25 protein-coding genes and 4 pseudogenes are annotated in these 23,310 nt (G+C 55.5%); 19 read left to right on the forward strand and 10 right to left on the reverse strand.

The window, feature by feature from the left end:
* Nucleotides 1–4: 4 nt before the first annotated feature.
* Nucleotides 5–352: a DUF1294 domain-containing protein gene (locus SP68_RS22750; protein WP_008807073.1), complete on the forward strand. Its 348-nt coding sequence runs from the start codon at nt 5–7 to the stop codon at nt 350–352.
* A 9-nt stretch (nt 353–361) separates the two neighbouring features.
* Here SP68_RS22750 and SP68_RS22755 read toward each other — a convergent pair whose 3' ends face one another.
* Nucleotides 362–895 carry a lipocalin family protein gene (locus tag SP68_RS22755; RefSeq protein WP_008807074.1) on the reverse strand — a complete coding sequence of 178 codons (534 nt, stop codon included), beginning with the start codon at nt 893–895 and terminating at the stop codon, nt 362–364.
* Between the two features lie 116 nt (nt 896–1,011).
* On the opposite strand from SP68_RS22755, the gene SP68_RS22760 reads away from it, so the two are divergent.
* From SP68_RS22760 to SP68_RS22805, 10 genes are all read left to right on the forward strand, one after another.
* Nucleotides 1,012–1,740: a MerR family transcriptional regulator gene (locus SP68_RS22760; protein WP_008807075.1), complete on the forward strand. Its 729-nt coding sequence runs from the start codon at nt 1,012–1,014 to the stop codon at nt 1,738–1,740.
* Between the two features lie 230 nt (nt 1,741–1,970).
* Nucleotides 1,971–2,405: a nuclear transport factor 2 family protein gene (locus SP68_RS22765; protein ID WP_023323565.1), complete on the forward strand. Its 435-nt coding sequence runs from the start codon at nt 1,971–1,973 to the stop codon at nt 2,403–2,405.
* The gene (locus SP68_RS22770) at nt 2,402–3,121 is read left to right on the forward strand and encodes an SDR family NAD(P)-dependent oxidoreductase (RefSeq protein ID WP_032736750.1); all 720 of its coding nucleotides are present in this window, start codon (nt 2,402–2,404) and stop codon (nt 3,119–3,121) included. Before SP68_RS22765 ends, SP68_RS22770 begins: the two co-directional genes overlap by 4 nt.
* Nucleotides 3,118–4,377, forward strand: coding sequence for an NAD(P)/FAD-dependent oxidoreductase (locus SP68_RS22775; RefSeq protein ID WP_040972689.1), 1,260 nt, complete (start codon nt 3,118–3,120; stop codon nt 4,375–4,377). Before SP68_RS22770 ends, SP68_RS22775 begins: the two co-directional genes overlap by 4 nt.
* Before the next feature lies 1 nt (nt 4,378).
* Nucleotides 4,379–5,101 carry a DUF1365 domain-containing protein gene (locus SP68_RS22780; RefSeq protein ID WP_016160202.1) on the forward strand — a complete coding sequence of 241 codons (723 nt, stop codon included), beginning with the start codon at nt 4,379–4,381 and terminating at the stop codon, nt 5,099–5,101.
* Nucleotides 5,098–6,318, forward strand: coding sequence for an SAM-dependent methyltransferase (locus SP68_RS22785; RefSeq protein ID WP_040972687.1), 1,221 nt, complete (start codon nt 5,098–5,100; stop codon nt 6,316–6,318). Before SP68_RS22780 ends, SP68_RS22785 begins: the two co-directional genes overlap by 4 nt.
* A complete protein-coding gene (locus tag SP68_RS22790; RefSeq protein WP_032756428.1) occupies nt 6,315–6,800 on the forward strand; it encodes a DUF2878 domain-containing protein in 486 nt (161 codons plus the stop codon). The genes SP68_RS22785 and SP68_RS22790 overlap by 4 nt, the downstream gene beginning before the upstream one ends.
* Nucleotides 6,797–7,321 carry a hypothetical protein gene (locus SP68_RS22795; protein WP_032756426.1) on the forward strand — a complete coding sequence of 175 codons (525 nt, stop codon included), beginning with the start codon at nt 6,797–6,799 and terminating at the stop codon, nt 7,319–7,321. Before SP68_RS22790 ends, SP68_RS22795 begins: the two co-directional genes overlap by 4 nt.
* On the forward strand, nt 7,318–7,869 hold the full coding sequence (locus SP68_RS22800; protein ID WP_040972685.1) for a DUF3833 domain-containing protein: 552 nt from the start codon (nt 7,318–7,320) through the stop codon (nt 7,867–7,869). Before SP68_RS22795 ends, SP68_RS22800 begins: the two co-directional genes overlap by 4 nt.
* Nucleotides 7,866–8,825 carry a YbgA family protein gene (locus SP68_RS22805; protein ID WP_004178436.1) on the forward strand — a complete coding sequence of 320 codons (960 nt, stop codon included), beginning with the start codon at nt 7,866–7,868 and terminating at the stop codon, nt 8,823–8,825. Before SP68_RS22800 ends, SP68_RS22805 begins: the two co-directional genes overlap by 4 nt.
* Nucleotides 8,826–8,955: 130 nt before the next feature.
* Here SP68_RS22805 and SP68_RS22810 read toward each other — a convergent pair whose 3' ends face one another.
* Entirely contained in the window at nt 8,956–10,338 is a 1,383-nt protein-coding gene (locus SP68_RS22810; RefSeq protein ID WP_040972683.1) for a carbohydrate porin, read from the reverse strand.
* Nucleotides 10,339–10,668: 330 nt separating this feature from the next.
* On the reverse strand, nt 10,669–11,988 hold the full coding sequence (gene xylA, locus SP68_RS22815) for a xylose isomerase (protein WP_040972681.1): 1,320 nt from the start codon (nt 11,986–11,988) through the stop codon (nt 10,669–10,671).
* 426 nt (nt 11,989–12,414) lie between these two features.
* On the opposite strand from xylA, the gene SP68_RS22820 reads away from it, so the two are divergent.
* The 3 genes from SP68_RS22820 to SP68_RS22830 all read left to right on the forward strand — a co-directional run bounded on the left by SP68_RS22820 (nt 12,415) and on the right by SP68_RS22830 (nt 16,706).
* Nucleotides 12,415–13,854, forward strand: coding sequence for an MFS transporter (locus SP68_RS22820; protein WP_162500013.1), 1,440 nt, complete (start codon nt 12,415–12,417; stop codon nt 13,852–13,854).
* Nucleotides 13,855–13,912: 58 nt separating this feature from the next.
* On the forward strand, nt 13,913–15,592 hold the full coding sequence (locus tag SP68_RS22825) for a glycoside hydrolase family 43 protein (RefSeq protein ID WP_040972678.1): 1,680 nt from the start codon (nt 13,913–13,915) through the stop codon (nt 15,590–15,592).
* Nucleotides 15,593–15,836: 244 nt separating this feature from the next.
* Nucleotides 15,837–16,706, forward strand: coding sequence for a phosphorothioated DNA-binding restriction endonuclease (locus SP68_RS22830; protein ID WP_040972676.1), 870 nt, complete (start codon nt 15,837–15,839; stop codon nt 16,704–16,706).
* A gap of 28 nt (nt 16,707–16,734) precedes the next feature.
* Here SP68_RS22830 and SP68_RS28775 read toward each other — a convergent pair.
* The 5 genes and pseudogenes from SP68_RS28775 to SP68_RS22850 all read right to left on the reverse strand — a co-directional run.
* Nucleotides 16,735–16,827, reverse strand: a pseudogene (locus SP68_RS28775) (type VI secretion system tube protein Hcp); the annotation flags it as partial.
* Nucleotide 16,828: 1 nt separating this feature from the next.
* The gene (locus SP68_RS29135; RefSeq protein WP_032701145.1) at nt 16,829–17,095 is read right to left on the reverse strand and encodes a hypothetical protein; all 267 of its coding nucleotides are present in this window, start codon (nt 17,093–17,095) and stop codon (nt 16,829–16,831) included.
* Nucleotides 17,096–17,104: 9 nt separating this feature from the next.
* A pseudogene (locus tag SP68_RS29140) lies at nt 17,105–17,338 on the reverse strand (tlde1 domain-containing protein); the annotation flags it as partial.
* A 174-nt stretch (nt 17,339–17,512) separates the two neighbouring features.
* Nucleotides 17,513–18,049, reverse strand: a complete 537-nt coding sequence (locus tag SP68_RS22845) for a hypothetical protein (RefSeq protein WP_040972674.1) — start codon at nt 18,047–18,049, stop codon at nt 17,513–17,515.
* Nucleotides 18,050–18,202: 153 nt separating this feature from the next.
* Nucleotides 18,203–19,243 (reverse strand): DUF1176 domain-containing protein, encoded by a 1,041-nt coding sequence (locus SP68_RS22850; RefSeq protein ID WP_008807088.1) that lies wholly within the window; start codon nt 19,241–19,243, stop codon nt 18,203–18,205.
* A 149-nt stretch (nt 19,244–19,392) separates the two neighbouring features.
* Here SP68_RS22850 and SP68_RS27005 point away from each other — a divergent pair, with 149 nt between their 5' ends.
* The 4 genes from SP68_RS27005 to SP68_RS27010 all read left to right on the forward strand — a co-directional run bounded on the left by SP68_RS27005 (nt 19,393) and on the right by SP68_RS27010 (nt 21,345).
* Complete coding sequence (locus SP68_RS27005) at nt 19,393–19,575, forward strand: hypothetical protein (RefSeq protein ID WP_048331342.1); 183 nt, start codon at nt 19,393–19,395, stop codon at nt 19,573–19,575.
* A 264-nt stretch (nt 19,576–19,839) separates the two neighbouring features.
* A complete protein-coding gene (locus SP68_RS22855; RefSeq protein ID WP_040972671.1) occupies nt 19,840–20,514 on the forward strand; it encodes a hypothetical protein in 675 nt (224 codons plus the stop codon).
* Between the two features lies 1 nt (nt 20,515).
* Entirely contained in the window at nt 20,516–20,863 is a 348-nt protein-coding gene (locus SP68_RS22860; RefSeq protein WP_040972669.1) for a hypothetical protein, read from the forward strand.
* A gap of 2 nt (nt 20,864–20,865) precedes the next feature.
* A complete protein-coding gene (locus SP68_RS27010) occupies nt 20,866–21,345 on the forward strand; it encodes an Hcp family type VI secretion system effector (RefSeq protein ID WP_071891603.1) in 480 nt (159 codons plus the stop codon).
* 271 nt (nt 21,346–21,616) lie between these two features.
* Here SP68_RS27010 and SP68_RS22865 read toward each other — a convergent pair.
* A pseudogene (locus SP68_RS22865) lies at nt 21,617–22,138 on the reverse strand (tyrosine-type recombinase/integrase); the annotation flags it as partial.
* 338 nt (nt 22,139–22,476) lie between these two features.
* Nucleotides 22,477–22,749, reverse strand: a pseudogene (locus SP68_RS22870) (VOC family protein); the annotation flags it as partial.
* 170 nt (nt 22,750–22,919) lie between these two features.
* Between SP68_RS22870 and queD the strand changes: the two are divergent.
* The gene (queD, locus tag SP68_RS22875; RefSeq protein WP_040972668.1) at nt 22,920–23,282 is read left to right on the forward strand and encodes a 6-carboxytetrahydropterin synthase QueD; all 363 of its coding nucleotides are present in this window, start codon (nt 22,920–22,922) and stop codon (nt 23,280–23,282) included.
* Nucleotides 23,283–23,310 lie beyond the last annotated feature (28 nt).

Here is a 23,310-nt window from a genome sequence, read left to right on the forward strand (position 1 = left end):
CCCTATGAATCTGAACCTGGTGTGTTATTCCCTGCTGCTGCTCACCGCCGTGGGCAGCGCCCTGCTGCCCTACCCGCTGGCGATGTGGTTTTTACTGAGCAGCCTTCTGACATGGCTTATCTATGGCGCCGACAAGCTGGCGGCGCGCAAAGCCTGGCGACGGGTGCCGGAAACCACGCTGCTGGTGCTGGGCCTGGCGGGAGGCTGGCCGGGGGCCATCCTCGGCCAGCAGTGCTTTCGCCATAAAACGCAAAAGCAGCCCTTCCGGCGGTGGTTTTTCGTCAGCGTGGCGCTGAACGTGGCGGCGCTGGCCGGGCTGTACGTGGTTTATACCCACCTGCTCAGCCGCTAAGGGGCGAGGCTAGCGCGGCGTCTGGCGGATCCACACCAGGCGATCGACGTCAAAGCCCAGCTCGCGCGCGGTATTCAGGTAATCCTGCTTCACCGCCGCCGGAATGGTGGGGGTGCGCGACAGGATCCACAGATAGTCGCGGTTGGGGCCACTGACCAGCGCGTATTGGTAGTCGTCGTCCAGGCGGATCACGTTATAGCCGCCGTAGAATGGCCCGAAGAACGACACCTTCAGCGCCGCGGTGGTGGGGGCGCCGGTGAAATAGGCTTTTCCGTCGCTCTCACTCCAGCGTTTTTTGACCGGGTCATAACCGCGATTGACGACGCTGATCCCCCCGTCGCTGCGGGCGCCGTAGGTGGCGGTCACCTGCTCCAGGCCTCGCTCGAAGCGATTCTCCAGGCGGGCGACTTCATACCATTTTCCAAGGTAACGGCTGGCGTCAAACCCGCTAATCGGCTGAACGCCCTTCGGCGGGGTGGGCGATTTGCAGGCCACCAGGGTCAACGCGATAGCAACGCCAGTGACAACAGGCCATAGCTTCATGAGAACTCCTTTCATTTACGCGGTAGGGGAAAGTGTAGTGCAAAGCCACTACACTTCACGCCAGCCGACGTGATTCGTAGTATATTGAGAATATTCTTTGTTAACAGGTGGCCTCCATGCCTTACTCCATCGGCGAATTTGCCCGACTATGCGGGATAAATGCGACCACGCTTCGCGCCTGGCAGCGCCGCTATGGCCTGCTCAAGCCGCTGCGCACCGATGGTGGTCACCGTCAGTACAGCGATGACGACGTCCAGCAGGCGCTGAAGATCCTCGACTGGGTGAAAAAAGGGGTACCGGTCAGCCAGGTGAAGCCCCTGCTGTCGCGCCCCGGCGCACGGCGCACCAACAACTGGTTGACGTTGCAGGAGACCATGCTGCAGCGGCTGAAAGAGGGAAAAATCGAGTCCCTGCGCCAGCTGATCTACGACGCCGGGCGCGAATATCCGCGCCAGGAGCTGGTCACCGAAGTGCTGCGTCCGCTGCGCAGCCAGGTCTCCGCCAACGTGCCGGCCATTATGACGCTACGCGAAATCCTCGACGGCATCATCATCGCCTATACCTCGTTTTGCCTCGAAGGCGACAAGAAGGCGCCCGGGGACAACTTTCTGATCACCGGCTGGCACCTGACCGACGCCTGCGAAATCTGGCTTGAGGCGCTCAAACGTACCGGCCAGGGTCATCGCATCGACGTTCTGCCGGTGCCTCCCGCCGCCCTGGCGCCGGAGATTTTTCCCCAGCGCAACTGGCTGCTGGTTACCAGCGGCAAACTTTCCGCCGCCCGCCAGAGGCAGGTCGAACTCTGGCAGCAGCAGGTCGTCTCCCTCGAGGTAATTCCGCTCTAACTCCCTGTTTTAACTTACCCCACTCTCTGTTCCGCCAGCGCCCGGTGGCGCGGCGGGCGCACGCTTGCCTTTTGCAACACACGCGATTTTCACCCCTTAAAACACCAATCATAACAACATGATTTTTAACACAAATAAAATATATTTTTCTACAAACTTGGACAAATAATTTTATTTGTGTAAGTTTTAAGTATGCCATTACGCTACCGTATCTAGCCAGGATGTGATCCATGAGCACCTCGCCGTCTGTGATTCGTCGTTTCGTTGAGTACTACGCCGGGCTGGATGCGCAGCCGCCCGCGGCGCTGGCCGCGCTGTACCATCCGGACGCGACGCTGAGCGATCCTTTTGGTCAGCATCAGGGGCTGTTCGCCATCCAGCGCTACTTTACCCATCTGCTGGCCAACGTGGAGCAGTGCCGGTTCACCATCGACACGCCGCTTTGCGACGGCCAACGGTTCGCCGTGACCTGGACCATGCACTGGTCGCATCCGCGCATTGCCGGTGGAGAAACCCTGGCCCTGCCGGGTTGCTCCATGGTGGACATCGCCGGGGAGCAGATCCTTCACCAGCGCGACTACTACGACGCCGGGGAGATGATCTACGAGCATCTTCCTCTACTGGGCTGGGCGGTGCGCGGCGTGAAGCGGAGGGTGCGCTCATGATGACGGTACTCATCACCGGCGCCAGCTCCGGGATCGGCGCCGGTCTGGCGAAATCCTTCGCGGCGGATGGCCATCTGGTTATCGCCTGCGGGCGAGATGCTTCGCGCCTGTCGGCGCTCCAGCAGTTCAGCCCCAACATCAGCGGGCGCCTGTTCGATATGACAGACAGGGACGCCTGTCGCCAGGCGCTGACGGGCTGTTTTGCCGACCTGATCATTCTCTGCGCCGGGACCTGCGAATACCTCGACCACGGGCAGGTGGATGCCGCCCTCGTGGAGCGAGTGATGGCCACCAACTTTCTCGGGCCGGTGAACTGCCTGGCGGCGCTGCAGACGCAGCTGGAGGCAGGCGATCGGGTGGTGCTGGTCAGCTCGATGGCGCACTGGCTACCCTTCCCGCGCGCGGAAGCCTATGGCGCCTCCAAGGCGGCGCTGACCTGGTTTGCCAACAGCCTGCGTCTGGACTGGGAGCCGAAAGGGGTCGCCGTCACGGTGGTCTCTCCGGGCTTCGTCGACACCCCGCTGACGCGCAAAAACGACTTCGCCATGCCCGGCCGGGTGAGCGTGGATCGGGCGGTGACGGCGATCCGCCATGGCCTGGCGAAAGGCCAAAACCACATTGCCTTCCCCACCGGTTTCAGCCTGGCCCTGCGGCTGCTGGCCAGCCTGCCATCGGGTATCCAGCGCCTGCTGTTGCGCAGGATGGTGCGCTCATGAACATCGCCATCATCGGTAGCGGCATCGCCGGGCTGACCTGCGCCTGGCGGCTGGCCGGACACCATCAGGTGACGCTGTTCGAAGCGGGCGCCACGCCGGGCGGCCACACCGCCACCGTGGATGTCGCCACGCCGCAGGGCACCTGGGCCATCGATACCGGATTTATCGTCTACAACGATCGCACCTATCCGCGCTTTATGGGCCTGCTCAGCGAGCTGGGGATCGACGGGCAAAAAACGCAGATGAGCTTCTCGGTTCACAACCCGACCAGCGGCCTGGAGTACAACGGTCACAGCCTGACCTCGCTTTTCGCCCAGCGGCGCAATCTGCTGAAGCCGGCCTTCTGGGGGCTGCTGAGCGAAATCGTCCGCTTCAACCGGCTGGCAAAACTGGCGCTGACCGAGGCGCTGGATCCGGGCGCGACGCTGGAGAACTTCCTCTCCCGCCACCGTTTTAGCCCCTTCTTCGCCCGCCACTATATCCTGCCGATGGGGGCGGCCATCTGGTCGTCGTCGCTGCAGGAGATGCGCCGCTTCCCGCTACCGCTATTTTTGCGCTTCTTTGAAAACCACGGTCTGCTGGATATTCGCGATCGTCCGCAATGGTACGTGGTGCCCGGCGGTTCCCGGGAATACGTCCGCGCCCTGCTCGCCAGGCTCGGCGATCGCCTGGACCTGCGGCTCAACGCGCCGGTGCAGCAGGTGGACCGCCACCCGGCGGGAGTTATCCTGCGGCTGGCGTCCGGGGAGGCGCATTTTGACCAGGTGATCTTCGCCTGCCACTCCGCGCAGGCGCTGGCGATGCTGGCGGCGCCCACCGACGCCGAGCGTGAGGTGCTGGGGGATATCGGCTGGCAGCGCAACGAGGTGGTGCTGCACAGCGATCCGCGCTGGCTGCCGGAGCGCCAGCGCGCCTGGGCCAGCTGGAACTATCGCCTGAGCGACGGGGATCGGGCCCGGGCCTGCGTCACCTACAACATGAATATTCTCCAGGGGCTGCCCGCGGACGCGCCGCTGTTCTGCGTCACCCTGAACCCGGACGCGCCGGTGGACGATCGCTACGTCTGGCAGCGCTTCGTCTATGAGCATCCGCTGTTTAACCCGCAAAGCTGGTCGGCCCAGCTGCGGCGCGAAGAGATTAACGGCCAGCAGCGGAGCTGGTACTGCGGGGCCTACTGGTACAACGGCTTTCATGAGGACGGGGTGCGCAGCGCGCTCGACGTGGTGCAGGGCATCGCCGCGGCGGAGGGCAACTGAGATGAACAGCTGCCTCTATCAGGGCGTCCTGCGCCACCGTCGCCTGCAGCCGAAGGCGCACCACTTCGTCTACCGCCTGTTTATGGCCTGGCTCGACCTCGACGAACTGGACAGGCTGCCTGAGGCGGGCATCCGCCGCAACCGCCTGGCCGCCGCTGCCTGGTACGACGCCGATTATCCGCTGGGCGCGCCGCTGAAGGCCCAGGTGCTGAACCGGCTGGAGAGCCTGACCGGCTGCCGCCCGGCGGGACGCGTGATGCTCCTGACCCAGCTGCGCTACTTCGGCTTCCATTTTAATCCGGTCAACTTTTACTACTGCTATGACGAGGCCGACACCCTGCGCTGGGTGCTGGCCGAAGTGCGTAACACGCCGTGGAATGAGCGTCATTACTACGCGGTGGACGGCCAGCAGGCGCGCCCGCTGGAGAAAGCCTTTCACGTTTCGCCGTTTAACCCGATGGACATGGTCTATCACTGGCGCTTCAACGCGCCCGGCAAAACGCTGCACATGCATATTGAAAACCATCAGGCCAGCAAGGTGTTCGACGCCACCCTGGCCCTGAGCCGCGTGCCATTGACCCGCGCCAACCTGCGCGGGCTGCTGCTGCGTCTGCCGCTGATGACCCTGAAAACCGTCCTCGCCATCTACTGGCAGGCGCTGCGGCTGTGGCTGAAGCGCGTGCCGCTGTACAACCATCCTGTCAGCAGGAGTGAACGCTCATGACCGATCCCGTCTTTGCGCTTGAACCCGATGTGCCGCGCAACGTGCGGCTCGCGCGCTGGCTGCTCTTTCGTCTGTTGAGCGGCCTCCGCGAAGGCTCGCTCACCGTGCGCGAAGGGGCGCAGACGTTTCATTTTGGCGACCCCGCCGCCGCGCTGCGCGCCGAGGCGCGGGTCTGCACGCCGGAGGTGTACTGGCGTCTGCTGACCGGCGGCAGCCTGGCGGCGGCCGAGGCCTGGATGGACGGCGACTGGGAGAGCCACCAGCTGACGGCGCTGCTGCAGATCCTCGCGCGCAACGGCGAGGTGCTGGAGCGTCTGGAGCGCGGCTTTCGTCTGCTGGGCAAGCCCGTCGCCCGCCTGCACCACTGGACCCGCCGCAACACCCGCGCCCAGGCGCGGGAGAACATCGCCGCCCATTACGACCTCGGCAACGAATTTTATGCCCACTTTCTGGATGACGACCTGCTCTACTCCAGCGCGTTGTTTACCGATGACCAGCAGGATCTGCCCCAGGCCCAGCGGGCCAAGATGGCGCGCCTGTGCGACCAGTTGGCGCTCACTCCCGGCGATCATTTGCTGGAGATTGGCACCGGTTGGGGGGCGCTGGCCGAGTACGCCGCCCGCCATTACGGCTGCCGGGTCACCACCACCACCCTTTCCCGGGAGCAGCACCGCTGGGCTACCGAGCGCATGGCCCGCGCCGGGCTGCAGGATCGCGTCGAGGTGCTGCTCTGCGACTACCGCGATCTGCGCGGCGAGTACGACAAACTGGTGTCGGTGGAGATGATTGAGGCGGTGGGCCAGCGCTACCTCCCGGCCTTCTTCCGCACCTGCCAGGCGCGCCTGCGCCCGGGCGGCAGAATGGCCCTGCAGGCGATCACCATCCAGGATCAGCGCTATCGCGACTACAGCAAAAGCGTCGATTTTATCCAGCGCTACATCTTCCCCGGCGGCTTTTTGCCCAGCATCACCGCAATGAGCGAGCTGATGACCCGCCATACCGATTTTGTGGTGCGCAACCTGTTCGACATGGGCCCGGACTACGCCCGCACCCTGGCGCACTGGCGGCAGCGTTTTACCCACGCCTGGCAGGATATTGAAAAGCTCGGCTTTGATGAGCGCTTCCGCCGGATGTGGCTCTACTACTTCGGCTACTGCGAAGCCGGATTTAACGCCCGCACCATCAGCGTGGTGCAGCTCACCGCGGAGCGGGTATGACACGCCCGGCGCAGCACCTGCTGATGGCCCTTGCGTTCGATGTTTACTGGACGCTGGTGGTGATGTTACGCGAGCGCGGTCTGCTGATCTGGCTGACGCTGGCCATTTTCGCCTGGCTGCGGTTGCCGGCGGCCAGCCGTCCGCCCGCCCTGCTGTTGGCCGCGGCGGGCTGCGGCCTGGACGCCTGCTGGGCGCTGGCGGGACTGATCGATTTTCGCGGCGACAGCCTGCTGCCCCTGTGGATGGTGGCCCTGTGGCTGATGTTCGCCGTCGTCTGGACCCGACTGACCCGCACCACGACGCTTCCCGGCTGGGTGCTGGCCACGGTGGCGACCCTCGGCGGCCCGGTGGCCTACCTGATCGGCGCTCGCCTCGGAGCCATGACCCTGCTGGTGCCGATGGCGCTTGCCGTGGCCGCCATGGCCTGCGGCTGGCTGGTGCTCATGCTGTTATTCCATCTGGGGATGGGGAGGCGAAAATGAGATTCGCGCTGTTACTGCTGTGGCTGACCACCCTCGCTCCGGAGGCCCACGCCGCCGACTGGCTGACGTGGCGTCGCGTCGGCGAGGCGACCCTCACCTGGGGGCCATTCACCGTCTATCAATCGCAGCTGCGCACGCCCAATGGCCGGTATGACGGCCCGCAGCAGGATCGGGCGCTGATCATCACCTACCGGCGCGACATCGATCGCGATGCGCTGGTGGACGCCACCCGTGACCAGTGGCAGGCGCAGGGCATTCTGCAGCAGGAGCCGCGCAGCGAAGCCTGGCTGCGCATGCTGCAGGGGATCTGGCCGGACGTCGCGCCGGGCAGCCAGCTGGCGTTCGTGGTCAGCGGCGGCGAGGGGCAGTTCTGGTACCGCGCCAGCGCCGCGCAGACCGCCTTTACCCCGCTCGGCCCGCGCCAGTCGGCGGCGTTCAGCACCCGCTTTCTCGCCATCTGGCTCGATCCGCGCACCACTTATCCCGAACTGCGTCAGCAGTTGATCGGAGGTACACCATGAAACGCATTCTGACCCTTGGCCTGGCGCTGCTGATGCTGATCCTCGCCGGCTGCAGCATTGAGGTCACGGAGTACCGGCAGCAGCAGCCCGCCCTCGACATCTTTCACTATTTTCAGGGGCGAACCGAGGCGTGGGGGATGGTGCAGGATCGTAGCGGCAAGCAGCTGCGCCGCTTCCATGTAGAGATCGAGGGCGACGTCGTCGGCGACACCCTGACGCTCCATGAGCGCTTTGTCTATGACGACGGCGAGAAGCAACAGCGGGTATGGCGCATTCGCCGCACCGGCGATAACCGTTATCAGGGTACCGCCGGGGATATCGAAGGGGTGGCCAGCGGCCAGGCGGCAGGCAATGCCTTTCACTGGCGCTACAGCATGAACGTCGAGGCCAGCGGCAGCCGGTGGCTGCTGCACTTTGACGACTGGATGTTCCTGCAGGACGGCAGCCATTTATTTAACAAAACCGAGATGAAGAAATTCGGCATTACGGTCGCCACCGTGACCCTTTTCTTTACCCGAACCACAGCAGAAGAGAGGACAGCGCCATGAACACGCAACCTGTCATTGGGATCAGCGGATGTTTAACCGGCTCAGCCGTGCGATTCGACGGCGGGCATAAGCGTATGGGCTTTGTGATGGATGAGCTCGCGCAGTGGGTGGCGTTTAAACCCGTCTGCCCGGAGATGGCGATCGGCCTGCCCGTTCCCCGCCCGGCGCTCCGCCTGGTGCAGACCCCGGTCGGGGAGATCCGCATGCGCTTCAGCCACGCCCCGCACGAGGATGTGACGGAGAAGATGGCCGATTTCGCCAGCGCCCATCTGGCAACCCTGGGCGAGCTGTCGGGCTTTATCGTCTGCGCCAAATCGCCGAGCTGCGGGATGGAGCGCGTGCGGCTGTATGACGAAAAAGGCAATCGCGGGCGTAAGGAAGGCGTGGGGCTGTTTACCGGCGCCCTGATGGCGCGCTACCCGTGGCTACCGGTGGAAGAGGATGGCCGGCTGCACGATCCGTTGCTGCGGGAGAATTTTGTCGAGCGCGTTTTCGCCCTGCATGAACTCAACGCCCTGCGCGCCCGCGGCCTGACCCGTCACGGCCTGCTGGCCTTTCACAGCCGCTACAAGCTGCAGCTGCTGGCTCACCACCAGGCGGGCTACCGGGAGATCGGCCCGTTCGTCGCCTCGCTGCATGAATGGGAGGATCTGGAGGCTTTCTTCGAGGTCTACCGCGAAAAGCTGATGGCGATCCTCAAGCAGCCCGCCTCGCGGAAAAACCACACCAACGTGCTGATGCATATTCAGGGTTATTTCCGCGACCAGCTGAACAGCCGCCAGCGCGGCGAGCTGCGGGAGGTGATCCTCAACTATCGCGCCGGGCTGCTGCCGATCCTCGCCCCGCTGACGCTGCTTAAGCACTATCTGGCCGAGTATCCGGATCGCTACCTCCAGGCGCAGAACTATTTTGACCCCTACCCGCAGGATCTGGCCCTGCGCCTGACGGTGAACTAAGGGAACCAGGGCCAGCTGCCCGGCGGCGCTGCGCTTGCCGGGCCTGGGGGGGGATCCCGTAGGCCTCCTCAGTCGTAGCCCGGCTAAGCGTAGCGCCAGCCGGGAACGCTCCTTCGGCAACGCTATCGCATCAGAACCACGCCTCAAACATCCCGCCGACGTTCAGCGAATCCAGCTGCTGGTCCTGGGTGCCGTTAACCTTCGCGGTATGCTCGTTGTCCACCTGGCCACCGGTCACGTAGAAGCGCAGCATCGGACGGAACTCCGGCCCCATGCCGATGGCGATGTTCTGCGACAGCGTCAGCTTCCAGCCGTGGTTATCCCCGCCCTGGTCGTAATCCACGCGCTGGTAGCCCGCTTCCAGCCAGGTGGAGTGCACGTCGTTCCAGAAGTACATTGGCCGCACGATGGCGCCGTAGTTTTTACGGTTGTCGGTATTGTCCTTGCCGTTGTCATAGTCATGGAAAGCCAGCAGGTATTCGATCTGCGCCTGCTGGGTGAACTTATGGCTGCCCTCGAAGCTGGCGTAGACCGTGGTCAGGTCGTCGGTTTTGTTGTAGACGCTGTTATCCGAGTTGTCGGAGTAGCGCAGGATCACCTTGTTCACCCCGCTGTCGTTGGTGTGGCTCAGCACCAGGCCGCCCTGCCAGGCTTCGAGGCGCGCGTCGCTGTCCACCGCCTTCGAGTCAAAGCCGTAGTTGGCGTACACCTCGACGTCGATCGGCCCGGCCTTGATGTTGTGGGTTTTGGTGGTCAGCGCGTAGTGGCCGTTGTCGCCGGTGTCGGAGCTGCCGGTACAGGTGATGCGCGACGGGTTGGTCTCGTCGGCCATCACTTCCGGGCTACAGGATTTCACCTGCGACACCGTCGCCACGTCGAACTGCACGCCGCCGATATCAAAGTTCTTCACCCCGGCGCCCTGGCCGTCATGGTTCATCCAGAAGTAGTCGTTGATCCCCTGTTGCGGACGCTGGTGGAAGTCGCGGCCGGCCCAGAGATAGGCGTTGGGGTTGGAGTCGAGGACGTTGGTGACGCCGACGTAGGCCTTCTTCAGGTTAACCTCGTCGCTCCAGTGGTCGAACATCACGTTAAGATCCCAGATAGCCCCCTGCGCGCTTTTGAAGGCCTTGCTGATCTGGAATTCGCCGCCGTTGCTTTCGTTGCCCAGGCGGCCGATCGCCGAGGCGCCGTTATAGGAGCCGTCGACGCCGACATATTTCTGGTCGCCGGTCTGGAAGTGGGCGCCATAGCGGGCGTAGCCGCTGAACTTGAGGCCGAACGGAATGGCCATATCCGGCGAGGCGGCGGTGGTCTGCGGGTTGGTGATCACGTCGACCTTTTTGTCGGCCGCGGCGTCGATTTTCGCCTGGCGTTCGGCCAGCGCTTTATCAACGGCTTTGGCGACGATGGCGTCGATCTGTTCCTGAGTAAATTCTTGCGCCATTACAGAGGTAAGCGGAAAAAACGCGGCGATAACCGCCATGGTTAATGGAAGTTTTTTTATCATTGTCATGAGTTTCTCAATATAGGTTAATTTTATTCAGACAATAACCAGCCTATTCTGAGCTGACAGAATATGTCGCTATCATCAGAACAAGTTATTTTTTATTTTGTACGGTCACAGAGGCATTACACAATTATCGCGACTCTTCCTCCTTCACTAATATTAAACAGGTGGCACAATAGCAGAACCATCCGCACGGCGGATTGTTCTGCTATAAACAGTCAAACAGATGGCCTTACGGCGCAGACAGCATAAATACAACACGAACCAATAAAGGCTATTTCCCGGCAGCGGACAAACAGCGTAATACATGCCCCCGCAGGGGCATGTCAGCAAAATTTAACCAAAGATATAGGTATTGACGAGATTTTCGAGTAATTCCTGACGCCCGCTCTGATGCTGCGGATTCAGATTATGCTGCTCAGCGTATCGGGCAATATTATCCAGCGACATCTGCCCGGTCATAATTTTCTGCCCCAGCTCGCTCTGCCAGCCGGCATAGCGTTTTGCCAGACCCTGATCGAGCTTGCCATCCTCAATCATGCGCGCGGCCAGCTTAAGGGACAGCGCCATCACGTCCATGGCGCCAATATGGCCATAGAACATGTCGTATTTGTCGGTGCTCTGCCGACGAACTTTGGCGTCAAAGTTCAGGCCGCCGGTGGTGAATCCCCCGGCTTTGAGGATCTCGTACATCACCAGGGTATTTTCTTCCACGCTGTTCGGGAACTGGTCCGTATCCCAGCCGAGCTGCGCATCGCCGCGGTTGGCATCAACGGAGCCGAAGATCCCCAGCGCGATGGCGCTGGCGATTTCATGGTGGAAAGAGTGCCCCGCCAGAGTGGCGTGGTTGGCTTCAATGTTCACCTTGATCTCATTTTCCAGGCCAAACTGCTTCAGGAAACCATACACCGTCGCGACATCGTAATCGTACTGATGCTTGGTGGGCTCCTGCGGTTTCGGCTCGATAAGCAGCGTGCCGCCAAAGCCAATCTTATGCTTGTGCTCCACCACCATCTGCAGGAAGCGGCCAATCTGCTCACGCTCCTGACGCAGGTCGGTATTAAGCAGCGACTCGTAACCTTCGCGGCCGCCCCACAGAACATAGTTTTCGCCGCCGAGCTGGTGGGTAGCGTTCATGGCGGTCACTACCTGCGTGGCCGCCCAGGCAAACACCTCCGGATCGGGGTTGGTCGCCGCTCCGGCGCCGTAGCGCGGGTGGGTAAAGCAGTTGGCGGTGCCCCACAGCAGTTTCACGCCGGTTTGCTGCTGTTTCTCCGCCAGCACCTCGGTCATGATGGCGAAATTATGCAAATACTCTTTCAGCGACGCGCCTTCTGGCGAGACGTCGACATCGTGGAAGCAGTAATACGGCACATTGAGCTTGTAGAAAAATTCAAACGCCACGTCCGCTTTGCGTTTGGCCATTTCCAGCGCATCGCCCGCGGCCTGCCAGGGACGCTCAAACGAGCCGGCGCCAAACATATCCGCGCCATTCCAGCAGAAGTTATGCCAATAACAGGCGGCAAAACGCAAATGGTCTGCCATGCGTTTTCCCAGCACGATTTCATCCGGATTATAGTGGCGAAACGCCAGCGGATTATCGGTTTTGGGTCCGGCAAAGCGAACGCGATCAACCTGGTCGAAATAGGTTTGCATGATGAACTCCGAAATTGAGAAAGAGGAAAATTAACAACTGTGACACATCGTGTATTCTCATCGTCGGTTGCTCAATTACGTTATTTCACTCGGCGATTGAGAAAATGCTCAAATGTGAGCCATCTCGCAAATAAAACTATTTTAAATATCTCGCTTCGCGCGCGTATAGAGTACACTCCTTGGGGAATTCAGGTATCCATATCAAATTAAAATGCCGGTTTTGTCACATTGCCTGTCTGCCAGAAAATTAGCGGCGGATAACGGTTCAATGCAGGTGATACAGGCCTTTGCTTCGAGGATCACAGAAGTAAAAAAACATAATTACGTAATTTAAAAACGTAATAGATTCTTCCAGGTCAACTGTGTCAGAAAGTGTTTCACCTACACAAAACAAACCGGAGTCTGCTTAGAATGAGTAAAAACATAATGCACAGTCGGCATGATGAATATCATAAATTAACCCGTGGAGAACGAATTGGTTATGGCATGGGCGACTTTGCACAAAACCTGGTTTTCGGCACAATTGGGGGTTTTCTGGCTTTGCATATGCTGACGGTAAATACCATCAGCACGGCAACGGCAGGCTTTATTTTTCTTTTTGTCCGCATCATTAATGTGTTTTGGGATCCGATGGTCGGAACCTACGTGGATAAACGAACCTCGAAAGCGGGGAAATATCGTCCCTGGCTGTTACGAGCCGGCGTTCCGCTGGTGATCCTGTCGGCATTACTGTTCGCGCCCATCCCTGGGGTGAAAGGTTCGGTGGCTTTCGCCTTTATTATTTATCTGGCGCTGGACTTAGTTTATTCCTTAGTCAATATTCCCTATGGCTCGCTGAATGCGTCACTGACCCGCGACCCGGAATCGATCGATAAGCTGACCAGTACCCGCATGATGCTGGCCAACAGCGCCAACCTGCTGGTCTATACCCTGTTCCCGATGTTTGTGCAGATGGCGGCGCCGAAAGATCGCAGCCTGAAAGACACCGGCTTTTTTGGCCTTGAGCTGAATCTCGGCAACTATACCGATCCGTCGGCGAACTACGCCTGGTTTGGCGTGTACGCCATCTATATGATCATCGGCGCGGTGGCCCTGTTTATCTGTTATAAATTCACCAAAGAACGCGTTGTCGCGACCGCCGAGCAGACCGCCAACGTCAAAACCACTGACCTTTTCCACGAACTCAGACATAACCGCCCGCTGGTGATCCTCGGCATGTTCTTTATGCTGGCCTTTACCTTCATGTTCTTCATGAACACCGTTAACGGCTTCTTCAACCAGTTCGTCGTCGGCCATTCCGAATGGATGGGCGCCGTAGGTCTCGTCGCGTCTATTCCCGGCATCGCCTTCCCGGTGTTCTGGCCGAAACTGAAAAAAATCTTTGGTAAAAAAGGCTTCTTCCATCTGTTCCTCGCCATGTTCATCGTCGGCGAACTGCTGACCTACGTCTGGTCACGCGAAGGGATGCACGACGCCCTGTGGCTGGCCTACATCGCCACCTTTATTAAACAGTGGGGCTTAACCTCCGCCACCGGCTTTATGTGGGCGCTGGTACCGGAAGTCATCGCGTACGGCGAATTAAAATCTGGCAAACGCAATGCCGCCATTATCAATGCCATTATGGGACTCTTCTTCAAGATCGGCTTCACCATCGGCGGCGCTATCCCGCTGTGGCTGCTGGCGGTGTATGGATTTAATGAAAGCGGTGCCATGCAGAGCGCCAGCGCCATCGACGGGATCATTATGACCGCGGTGTGGATCCCGATCGCGCTGGCCGCTATTTCGATGGTGATTATCCAGGTTTATCCGATCTCCGATAAACATGTTACCGACATTAACCGTCAGCTGGATGAGATCCGCGTGTAGTTAAAAAAATTATAAATCAGACCGATTCGTCACTTTCCATTTTAAAAGGTGTAATGAAATGTCACTTATTCAAAACCCGATATTACGCGGCTTTAATGCCGACCCCAGTATTATTCGCGTCGAAGATACGTACTATATTGCCAACTCGACGTTTGAGTGGTTCCCGGGCGTGCGTTTACATGAGTCGAAAGACCTGAAAAACTGGAACCTGCTGCCTTCGCCGCTCTCCACCACTACCCTGCTGGACATGAAGGGCAACCCCTCCTCCGGCGGCATTTGGGCGCCGGCGCTCTCCTGGGCCGATGGGCAATTCTGGTTGGTGTATACCGATGTGAAGGTCACCGAAGGCGCCTTTAAAGACATGACCAACTACCTGACTACCGCGAAGGATATTCGGGGCCCGTGGAGCGACCCGATCAAGCTGAACGGTGTCGGGTTTGACGCCTCGCTGTTCCATGACGACGATGGCCGGAAATATATCGTCCAGCAAACCTGGGATCACCGGGAGTACCATCACCCATTCGATGGCATTACCTTAACGGAGCTGGATACCAACACGCTGAAGTTAATGCCGGAAACCGCGCGCACCATCTACCGCGGCACCGCCGTGGCGCTGGTCGAGGGGCCGCACCTCTATAAACTGAACGGCTACTACTATCTGTTTGCCGCCCAGGGCGGCACCGTGTTTACCCACCAGGAGGTGGTGGCGCGGTCGAAAACCCTCGAGGCCGACAGCTTCGAAACCGAGCCGGGCGACGTGTTCTTAACCAACGTCGACACGCCGGACAGCTACATCCAGAAACAGGGCCATGGCGCGCTGGTCTCCACTCCGGAAGGCGAATGGTATTACGCTTCGCTCTGCGCCCGGCCGTGGAATCGCCCGGGGGAATCCATCTACGACCCGCGCGGCTGGTCAACCCTCGGCCGGGAAACCTCGATCCAGAAAGTGTACTGGGACGATGAGGGCTGGCCGCGTATTGAAGGCGGTCACGGCGGGAAAACCTTCGTCGAAGGGCCGAAAGACGCCATCTTCACCGAAAGCGCCGGCGATAATAGCCAGCAGGATGACTTTATCTCGCCAGCGCTCGACCCGAACTGGAATACCCTGCGGGTGCCGTTTACGGCCAAAATGGGCACCACCGGCGACGGCAAATTAACCTTAATCGGCCAGGGTTCGTTAGCCAATACGCATGACCTGTCGCTGATTGCCCGCCGCTGGCAGGCCTTCTATTTTGACGCCGCGGTGAAGGTGAAATTCGAGCCCTTCAGCTACCAGCAGATGGCCGGATTAACGAATTACTATAACGACCGCCACTGGAGCTTTGTCTTCCTGACCTGGAATGAAATTAACGGCAAGGTCATCGAAGTTGGCGAAAATAACCGCGGAAAATACACGTCGTACCTGAAAGATAATGCCATCAAGGTGCCGGACGGCGTGGAATACGTCTGGTTCCGGACCAAAGTCCGCAAGCAGACCTACAGCTATGAATACAGCTTCGATGGCGTGACGTTCACCGAGATCCCGGTCCAGCTGGATGCCGCAGTGCTGTCCGATGACTATGTGTTGCAGAGCTACGGAGGGTTCTTTACCGGGGCGTTCGTCGGCCTGGCGGCGGTAGACTACGCCGGGTACGGCACCCAGGCTGAGTTTTATCAGTTCGAGTATCAGGAGCTGGGCGATAGGTTAGCGGCCGATGGCAGCTACAGCTGGGAGGCTGGCGAGAAGCGGGATAAGTAAGAGAGAGCAGGCCCACGCTACCGGTAAGGTAGCGTGGGGTTTGTGGTGTGCGGGAACGCAACGGTTATGCGCTCCCGATTTTTTTCAGGCTTGCGCCGCAAGAGGCGAACGCGGTCTCCACTCCCACAGCAAGATCCGTTGTGATACTTAAAAAGCAATCCACCTGGAATCGCCGCATCTGGTGGGTTGATCGGCAAGGATTTTGCGAGCATCATCGCATTTATTTAGCTGCCAATGTAATGCTATGCCCTCCAGCACGACCCTGCAACACGCGATCGAGAACATCACCATCTGGCGCAAAGGCGAACAGCGTGCGCCGCATAAGCCACTGCTGCTGCTGTACGTCCTCTCGCAGTACCAGCGCGGCCATGCGCGGATGTTCGACTACGCCTCGGAGATACGCGATGAGCTGCATAGCCTGCTGGAACGCTTTGGCCCGCAGCGCCGCCAGTACCGGCCGGACATGCCCTTCTGGCGCCTGAAAGGCGACGGCTTCTGGGAGCTGCACAACAGCGAACAGTGTTCAACCCAGGGCAGCCGACAGCCGCCCGGCAAAGAGCTGGAGCTCTGCCACGTCGCCGGCGGCTTCGATGAGCCACATTTTGCGCTACTCAACAGAAATAAGAAGCTGATCAATACCCTCGCCCATCAGATCCTTGAGGCGCACTTCCCGGAGAGTATTCAGGAAGAACTGGCTGAAGAGATGGGGTTTGATCTGCAGCAGATCCGCAAAGAGCGCGACCCGCATTTTCGCCAGCAGGTGCTGCGCGCCTATAACTATGAGTGCGCGATCTGCGGCTTCAATATGCGCCATGATAATACCTCCGTCGCCCTGGAAGCGGCCCATATCAAATGGAAGCAGCACGGCGGCCCCTGCGAGATCCCTAACGGCCTGGCGCTCTGCGCGATTCACCATAAGGCTTTTGATAAAGGATCCATTGGTCTGGATGAGGATATGTGCATCCAGGTTTCGCCGGCGGTGAACGGCGGGGGCATCGTTGGCAGGCTTTTCTGGGATTTTGATGGTAAGCCGATTACCTTACCGCAGGGGAAAGAATGCTATCCGCAGGAAGGGTTTGTGGCGTGGCACCGGCGGGAGGTGTTCAGGGGATGAGGAGGTATGGGGATGGTGATAAGCGGGTTTCGATGCTGCCTTCTCGCTCCTGAACATCAACAGCTCCTTTCATGTCTGCGCCACCATCGTCTTTAAGCCACATATACGGAGGAATTAGCATCTCATTTGCTCCTCATCGTTGAAATTAACTGCAATGTAATAATGTAGAGTACAGTTGAAAGGCATATCACTATTATTAGCGATATATAAAAGAAAGTGTCATACATCGTATCGGCGTTCACACTCCCGAACAAGAAGTGGCAAATATCCCTTGCGATATCATAATCAAGATAGATTTCCGGCCTTGGAAGCGCACGTCCCAGAACCAAAAACAGCAATATAAAATAAATAATCTTACTGATTTTACGGGCAAGCGTTGTTAGAGCCAATGGCAACTCCTTATTGACCGCACCCTTAATTTCTCGTCCCTTTTGAGAAAACCAGTTTCCTTCATTGCGGTCAACAATCCAGTATTTTCCCAAGGGCAGCGGACCATCTTTTACTACTGCGCTGCATGCGGCTTTATTGCGATATACACCCCGCCCTGAATGTGCCATAAAAACACCGACGCTGTACAAATTAAAAGTCACATAATCAGCATCATTTAATATCAACTTTCCCTGTAGAGCCATGATATACCATCGTTCCTTAGTGATTTGAGATATGGTAGTGGCTGGTTTAGAAAGGTTCCAGAGTTAGGCTATGATTTTCAGATAATATTAATTTTATTAGGTATTGGGGTTAAAGCATTAGGTAGTATGTAGTGGCAGTGTTTATTTTTATAACAGAGAGAATTGGCATTCAGCTTATAAATGAACAAGTATTTTACCAAATTCTTTTGGTAGTGATTTTTTTCGCAATGACCAGTAGCAAGCAATCGTTAAAAATAAGTAAAAGCTCACAATCGCCGCCATTGCGAAAGTTGAATATTTTTGTTGAGGGCATACGGAGTCATAAGGTAGTAAGCGAAATATTACCCAAAACAGGATGGTAAAGCTAAATATTTTAGCGAATTGCCGCAAGGTAGCACTGACCAACCCTCTGAGAAGATCGATAATGATAAATTTATATTTTACTGCACGGCATAACGTGATTAAGACAGTCATAACAGGTACGCTGATCAATATATTAGTCAGGATGCTAATATAGGTGTTCAGAGATTGCCAAACTTCTAAATCAGGCTCACCCAAAATGAAATGAGTAAACCTGTCAGCGCTCTGATAAGTAAAAATTACCATAATAGCGTCAACTAATCCCTCATACGGAATCACTTTCGCAACCACCACCATTACTACAGCGAATAATGTTAGCTTAATAAACAAATGAAAAACATGCCGGCTCAATCTCGTCTCCTTGCATTGCGCAGTGCTCCCGGTCGGTCAATAATCAAGAATTGACCTGCTGGTACCAGGCCTCCCTTAGGGAGCACTCTATATGTTCTACAGTTGCGGTAAGGAACTCATTTCATGCCCGGGATGACGGGCGCTTATTTCTGCTTACTTTGCTGGCTTAACATCTGTCACCCACGTAGGGAGATCCCACGTGCCACCGAGATGGAGATAACGGCACATTCCGGTCGTTGCTTCGCGACTTTTGCGGAACGTCTCGCCATCCCAAACCCAGCTTGCCGACCCCCAGCAATCCCCAAGGCCACGGCCTTTCTGGCTCATGAAAATAACGCCATCGCCATAATCAGATCCAGAAACCGTGATGAGCTCCGGTTTCCCCGCTAGTTTACTGTCCACCACCCAGTAACCATATCCTTCGTTATACGCCGCCCGCCAACACAGCGCAGAAATCAGAGAATGCACGTTATCCAACGGCGTCAGGCTGATGGTCTCGGCTTCCTGTTCTTCTGAAGGCTGGATGCGATCGCACCAGTCATCTTCGCTCAGGGTCGCGAGAAGCTTTGGTTTCAGCACCGCGAGCTCAGGCACTGTAAGGGGCCTTTCCTGAGTTTTCTCTGGCTTCACCTGGTAAATAACCGGGGCAGGAGCGGCAGCCTGGACGCTACTTTCCGGCTTATCGCCTTTTTTGGTTAATGCGCCGGGCGTTCCGATGCGCCCCTGAACATCATCCATTTTCAGCAGCACCGCATAAGCGCCTTCACCAGAGAGAACAAACGGATCGGGCCCGCCTTTAAACTCAACTTTTCCGCTGCCTTTGACTGCCGCAATAATGTCCCGGGTCTGTTTGACCGACAGCCGCCAGTTACCTTCCTTATCAGGCTTTACACCACCTGCCAGCTGGTCATTAATCAAGAGTGTCAGCTTTGAAGGCTGGGGGGCGCCATCAGATTGAAGCTCCGCCAGCATCACCTCTCCCGAAACCGATGTCCCTGCGCCAGCCTGACGGGTCAGCAGTACCGATCCCCCTTTTCCTTCTTCCGGACTATATCCCGCCGCCCGGCAGGTCAGCGTGTTATCACACACCACTTCCCAGTTCTTATGGCTGAAGGACACGCCGCTTTCCTGCGCCATCAGCGGGGCACTCAGTATCGCCAGAGCCAACAGTCCTTTCCTGGCTTCATTTTTCATACCATCGCTCCATAATAGGTAATGACTATAGTCTGATTAATACACACGACCGAGAGAAGCTTTTCCCCCTGGTAAACAAGCATTTTCAGACAATAACAATTAGTGATGGTCACCAGCCATTCCCCCACCGTAGTTCGCGGAAGGACGTAATGAAACGATTGGTGTTAGCCCTGCTTTTATTTATTTTCAAACAATTGGCTATAGCCCCCGATCTCACGCCGGAAGCGGATATCACTCTGGTGAATCCGTCAATGTTTGCTTGTGGAGGATATCCACGGCACAACATGATGCTGTCGATGTGTTCACATAAACCGCCTGTTCATGAGTCATAACCTGTTTCTGCCATGAACAAGTCAGAGCAAATACATATAAACCAATAATTTTAACATCCAAACTTCTGCGTATCCAATCACTAATCGAATACTTATATGCGCTTTATTATTTATTGAATTAATACATCTCACGCAAGACAGTTTGTAACAATTAGATTATAGTAACACTTACCAAGTTTTTTATTCTCTTGTAAATTAACATCGCTTATTTCTTGCAAAAATGATGTACATCCTCAGTCATTTATTTAAACATAGGATAGCTATATGGCAGACATAGAAGGGATAGCGCGGAAGATATATGACATCATTATTTCTCCTGATACAGTTACAGGACTTATCAATGGCGGATTATCTGTTCCTTTAGATTATGGTTATCTGATTTACGGTATCTTTGATACGGATACAAGATATGAACGTGAAACAGAAAGAATCCGTATGATGACCGCGATAAGACATGACATTCTTAACTATGAAAATATCGTTAATGCAGTTAAATTAATCTTTCAGTTATTTAATAAATATCTATCCGAATCAGAACAAGATAGAATATACAGAAGTGTAGTTACCTCTATCGTGGGTAGAATCTCTACGAATATTATCGCATCGAACATCGCTAAAGCCGTTATAGAAAAAACGTCATTTACTTATGTAGTATTTAAGGGGAAAGGGAATCCAATAGCCTTTTTAAGTACTATCCTCTTGTTTGGTGGAATGGCAGAGCGTTCCATCAGGACGTCTGATAAACTCAGAAATGAAGCGCCCGAGGTATACTCGTTATTAAGACCCCGCGATTATGATCTGCTTTATTTCTTATTTGCCGATGCGGTACAACCTTTTGTTGATGCCATCCATGCAGGATACACTGAGGGCAACTCCGTGTTCGATAAGATTATGAAAAAATTGGAAGATCATTTAAATACAAATGCTAAGGCTGGGTGACATGAAAAAAATTATCACGCCACTCGTCGATGTAGTTCTCTGCACCTATATTATTACTGTATGCTTTATTTGCTTGGCTGAGTTTAATAACTGGCAGAATAAAATAATCGCAGTAACGATTACAATCGGCAGCGCTTATATCATCGCCATTGCGTTGAATAGATTGCTGGGAACAAAGATAGGTGTGTTAAGCGGTGTTTTTAATTTACTATCAGGCCCGCTACTAATTATAGGCGCTATTGTTTGCATAGCCTTACTTGACCCGTGGCCGGTTAAGATTATTGGTCTGTTTTTATGGGTCATTATAATGTTTTGTTTACCTTCATTTATAAATAGAGATAAGGAATAATCATGTCAAATCCAGCATATCTTTGGCTAACCGATACAAACGGCTCCCCTATAACGGGTAGTTCTCTCGTTACAGGGCGTATTGGCGCTATTGAATTAAAAGCGGTAACGCACCACCTATCCATTCCTGTGGATGGAAACACCGGGAGATTAACAGGAACCAGAGTACATACACCTATTACGGTACAGAAAGATTTTGATAAAACAACGCCCCTTTTATACAAAGCGCTGAGTGAGAACCAAACATTAAAGTCGGCAACCATAAAGATGTATCAAATCCTTGATGCAGGTGTTGAAAGCGAATATTTTAATATTATATTAGAGAATGTAAAAGTAACCGGAATTACCCCCAACTTATTTCCTGATTCTGGTACAGGCACACATAGCGAAACGATTCAGTTAAGGTATGAGGCCATCACCTGGAAACATTGCGATGGGAATATCGTTTACAAAGATTCCTGGAATCATCGGGCAACAGCATAAACTCCCCTTAGACTAAAGGCCATTCAAAAAAGTGGCCTTTTCTAAGTTTAACTGATGATTTAAACCACCCTCACCAAACAAGCCATCCAAATGCAACCGCATGGTTTGGAGGCATAGTATCTTGAAGCTATACCTCCTTGAGTAGTGCTAAATTAATTCAACACATTCGATACCTGCATTGCTTTAAGCCCCCTATAACTTCCGCTGCTCCAGGCTGGAATAAATCGTTTTAATTTCCTCTTGTAAGCTTTCGCCACGGTAAGCTCCAGTGCCGCACGATGCTGTCTTTTCGCTGTTGCAAACGAGTCGCAACTTCGAGTCGCCCGGACGACTCCACCGCTTTGATGGGGACAAGCAGATCCCGAGTCTTCAGGTCAGCAGTGTTCCGCTTACCGATGGCAGCAAAGAGATTATCTTCGAGGCTTTTCAATACACGAGCGCTATGCGATGCAGACCACTTCTGATTGCTGGCGTGCCACTCTCTGGCTACCACTTCAAACGTAATCGCCTCTTGCTCATGCTCTACCTTAACAGCTTTCTTGTTCTCACTAGGATCGACGCCGTTAGCTAACAACTTACGGGGCTTCATCCCGACGATTTCTGGCATCAGCCAACGACACTTCAGGGTATTTCCCCTGCGCCAGCATCTTCTCTTTCCCACCGAAGCGATAACGAAGCCGCCAATATTTGGAGCCGTTAGGGTGAACCAGCAAACCATGCCTTCACCGTCAGTCAGTTTGTAGACTTTTGCTTCAGGCTTTGCCGAACGAACCTTCACATCACTCAGAGCCATGATGATTATCCTTTCAAGGGTTCTGTGTGGGTACAAACATTATCGAACCGGGATATACCCGCAGTTGTACCCGCATCAGTAAGTTGATGTAGATTGAATCTGGTTGACTTAGGTTGAGTGAAAAAGCGAGGAAAGCCTTGTGGATACTGGATTTCAGGCACAAAAAAAGACCTCAGTTGAGGTCCATTTACATGCTTTTGGTGCGAAGGCCGGACTCGCCTTTACGTTTAATTTATTGAAAATTAATGTGTTGATAGGTTTTGCTTTGGGGATTTGCCCCCAGAATGGGACATAAAATTGAATACTGCGTGGAAGATCACAAAGTTGCGTGATTATTTTCAAGGACCGAAACGCATTCCAGAGTAAGGTTTCTCCCGGCATTGCGCCAGTCGAGATGATAAATCTCCCACATATAGCTCCAGCTTGTGGCCATCCGGGTCAAGAAAATAGAAAGATTGCCCTTCGCTTTTATTGTCTTTCCAGACCGTCACTCCCGCCTGTTTCAGCTTATACGAAAACGGTTCAAAATCTTCTGGCGCGATGCTGAATGCATAGTGGGTGTAGTCGCTTTCCTGAGGGGCTACGTAGTTACGGGATACGTCATACGAAAGGTGCCGGTAAGGACAATACATCTAACTAACCAATCAATCTTACTTGTTTTACGAATGAATGAGTTAATGCACCTTGGCCAAACTATCCAGATTTTTATTTAACATACTCAAGTTACGTACTTCCTATCTCAGATTTGATTTGTTATATTATAACAAAAATTGAGGTACTCATGAAAACGACTCTGTATAAAGATTTCACATTTGAAGCCGCACACCGACTACCCAATGTACCTGATGGGCATAAGTGCGGACGTTTACACGGGCACTCGTTCGTTGTTCGCCTTGAGATCACTGGAGAGGTGGATAAGCACACGGGGTGGATTATTGATTTCGCAGAATTAAAAGCGATCTTCAAACCTACGCTGAATAGGCTGGACCACTATTATCTCAACGATATTCCTGGCCTTGAGAACCCAACAAGCGAAGTTCTGGCTCAATGGATCTGGAATCAGGTTAAACCACAACTCCCGATCCTGAGCGCAGTTATCGTGAAAGAGACATGCTCTGCAGGTTGCATTTACCGCGGCGAATAACCTCGAACGTGAAGTGTAGACGGTGGCG

The organism is Klebsiella variicola (assembly GCF_000828055.2).
GTDB classification, from domain to species: domain Bacteria; phylum Pseudomonadota; class Gammaproteobacteria; order Enterobacterales; family Enterobacteriaceae; genus Klebsiella; species Klebsiella variicola.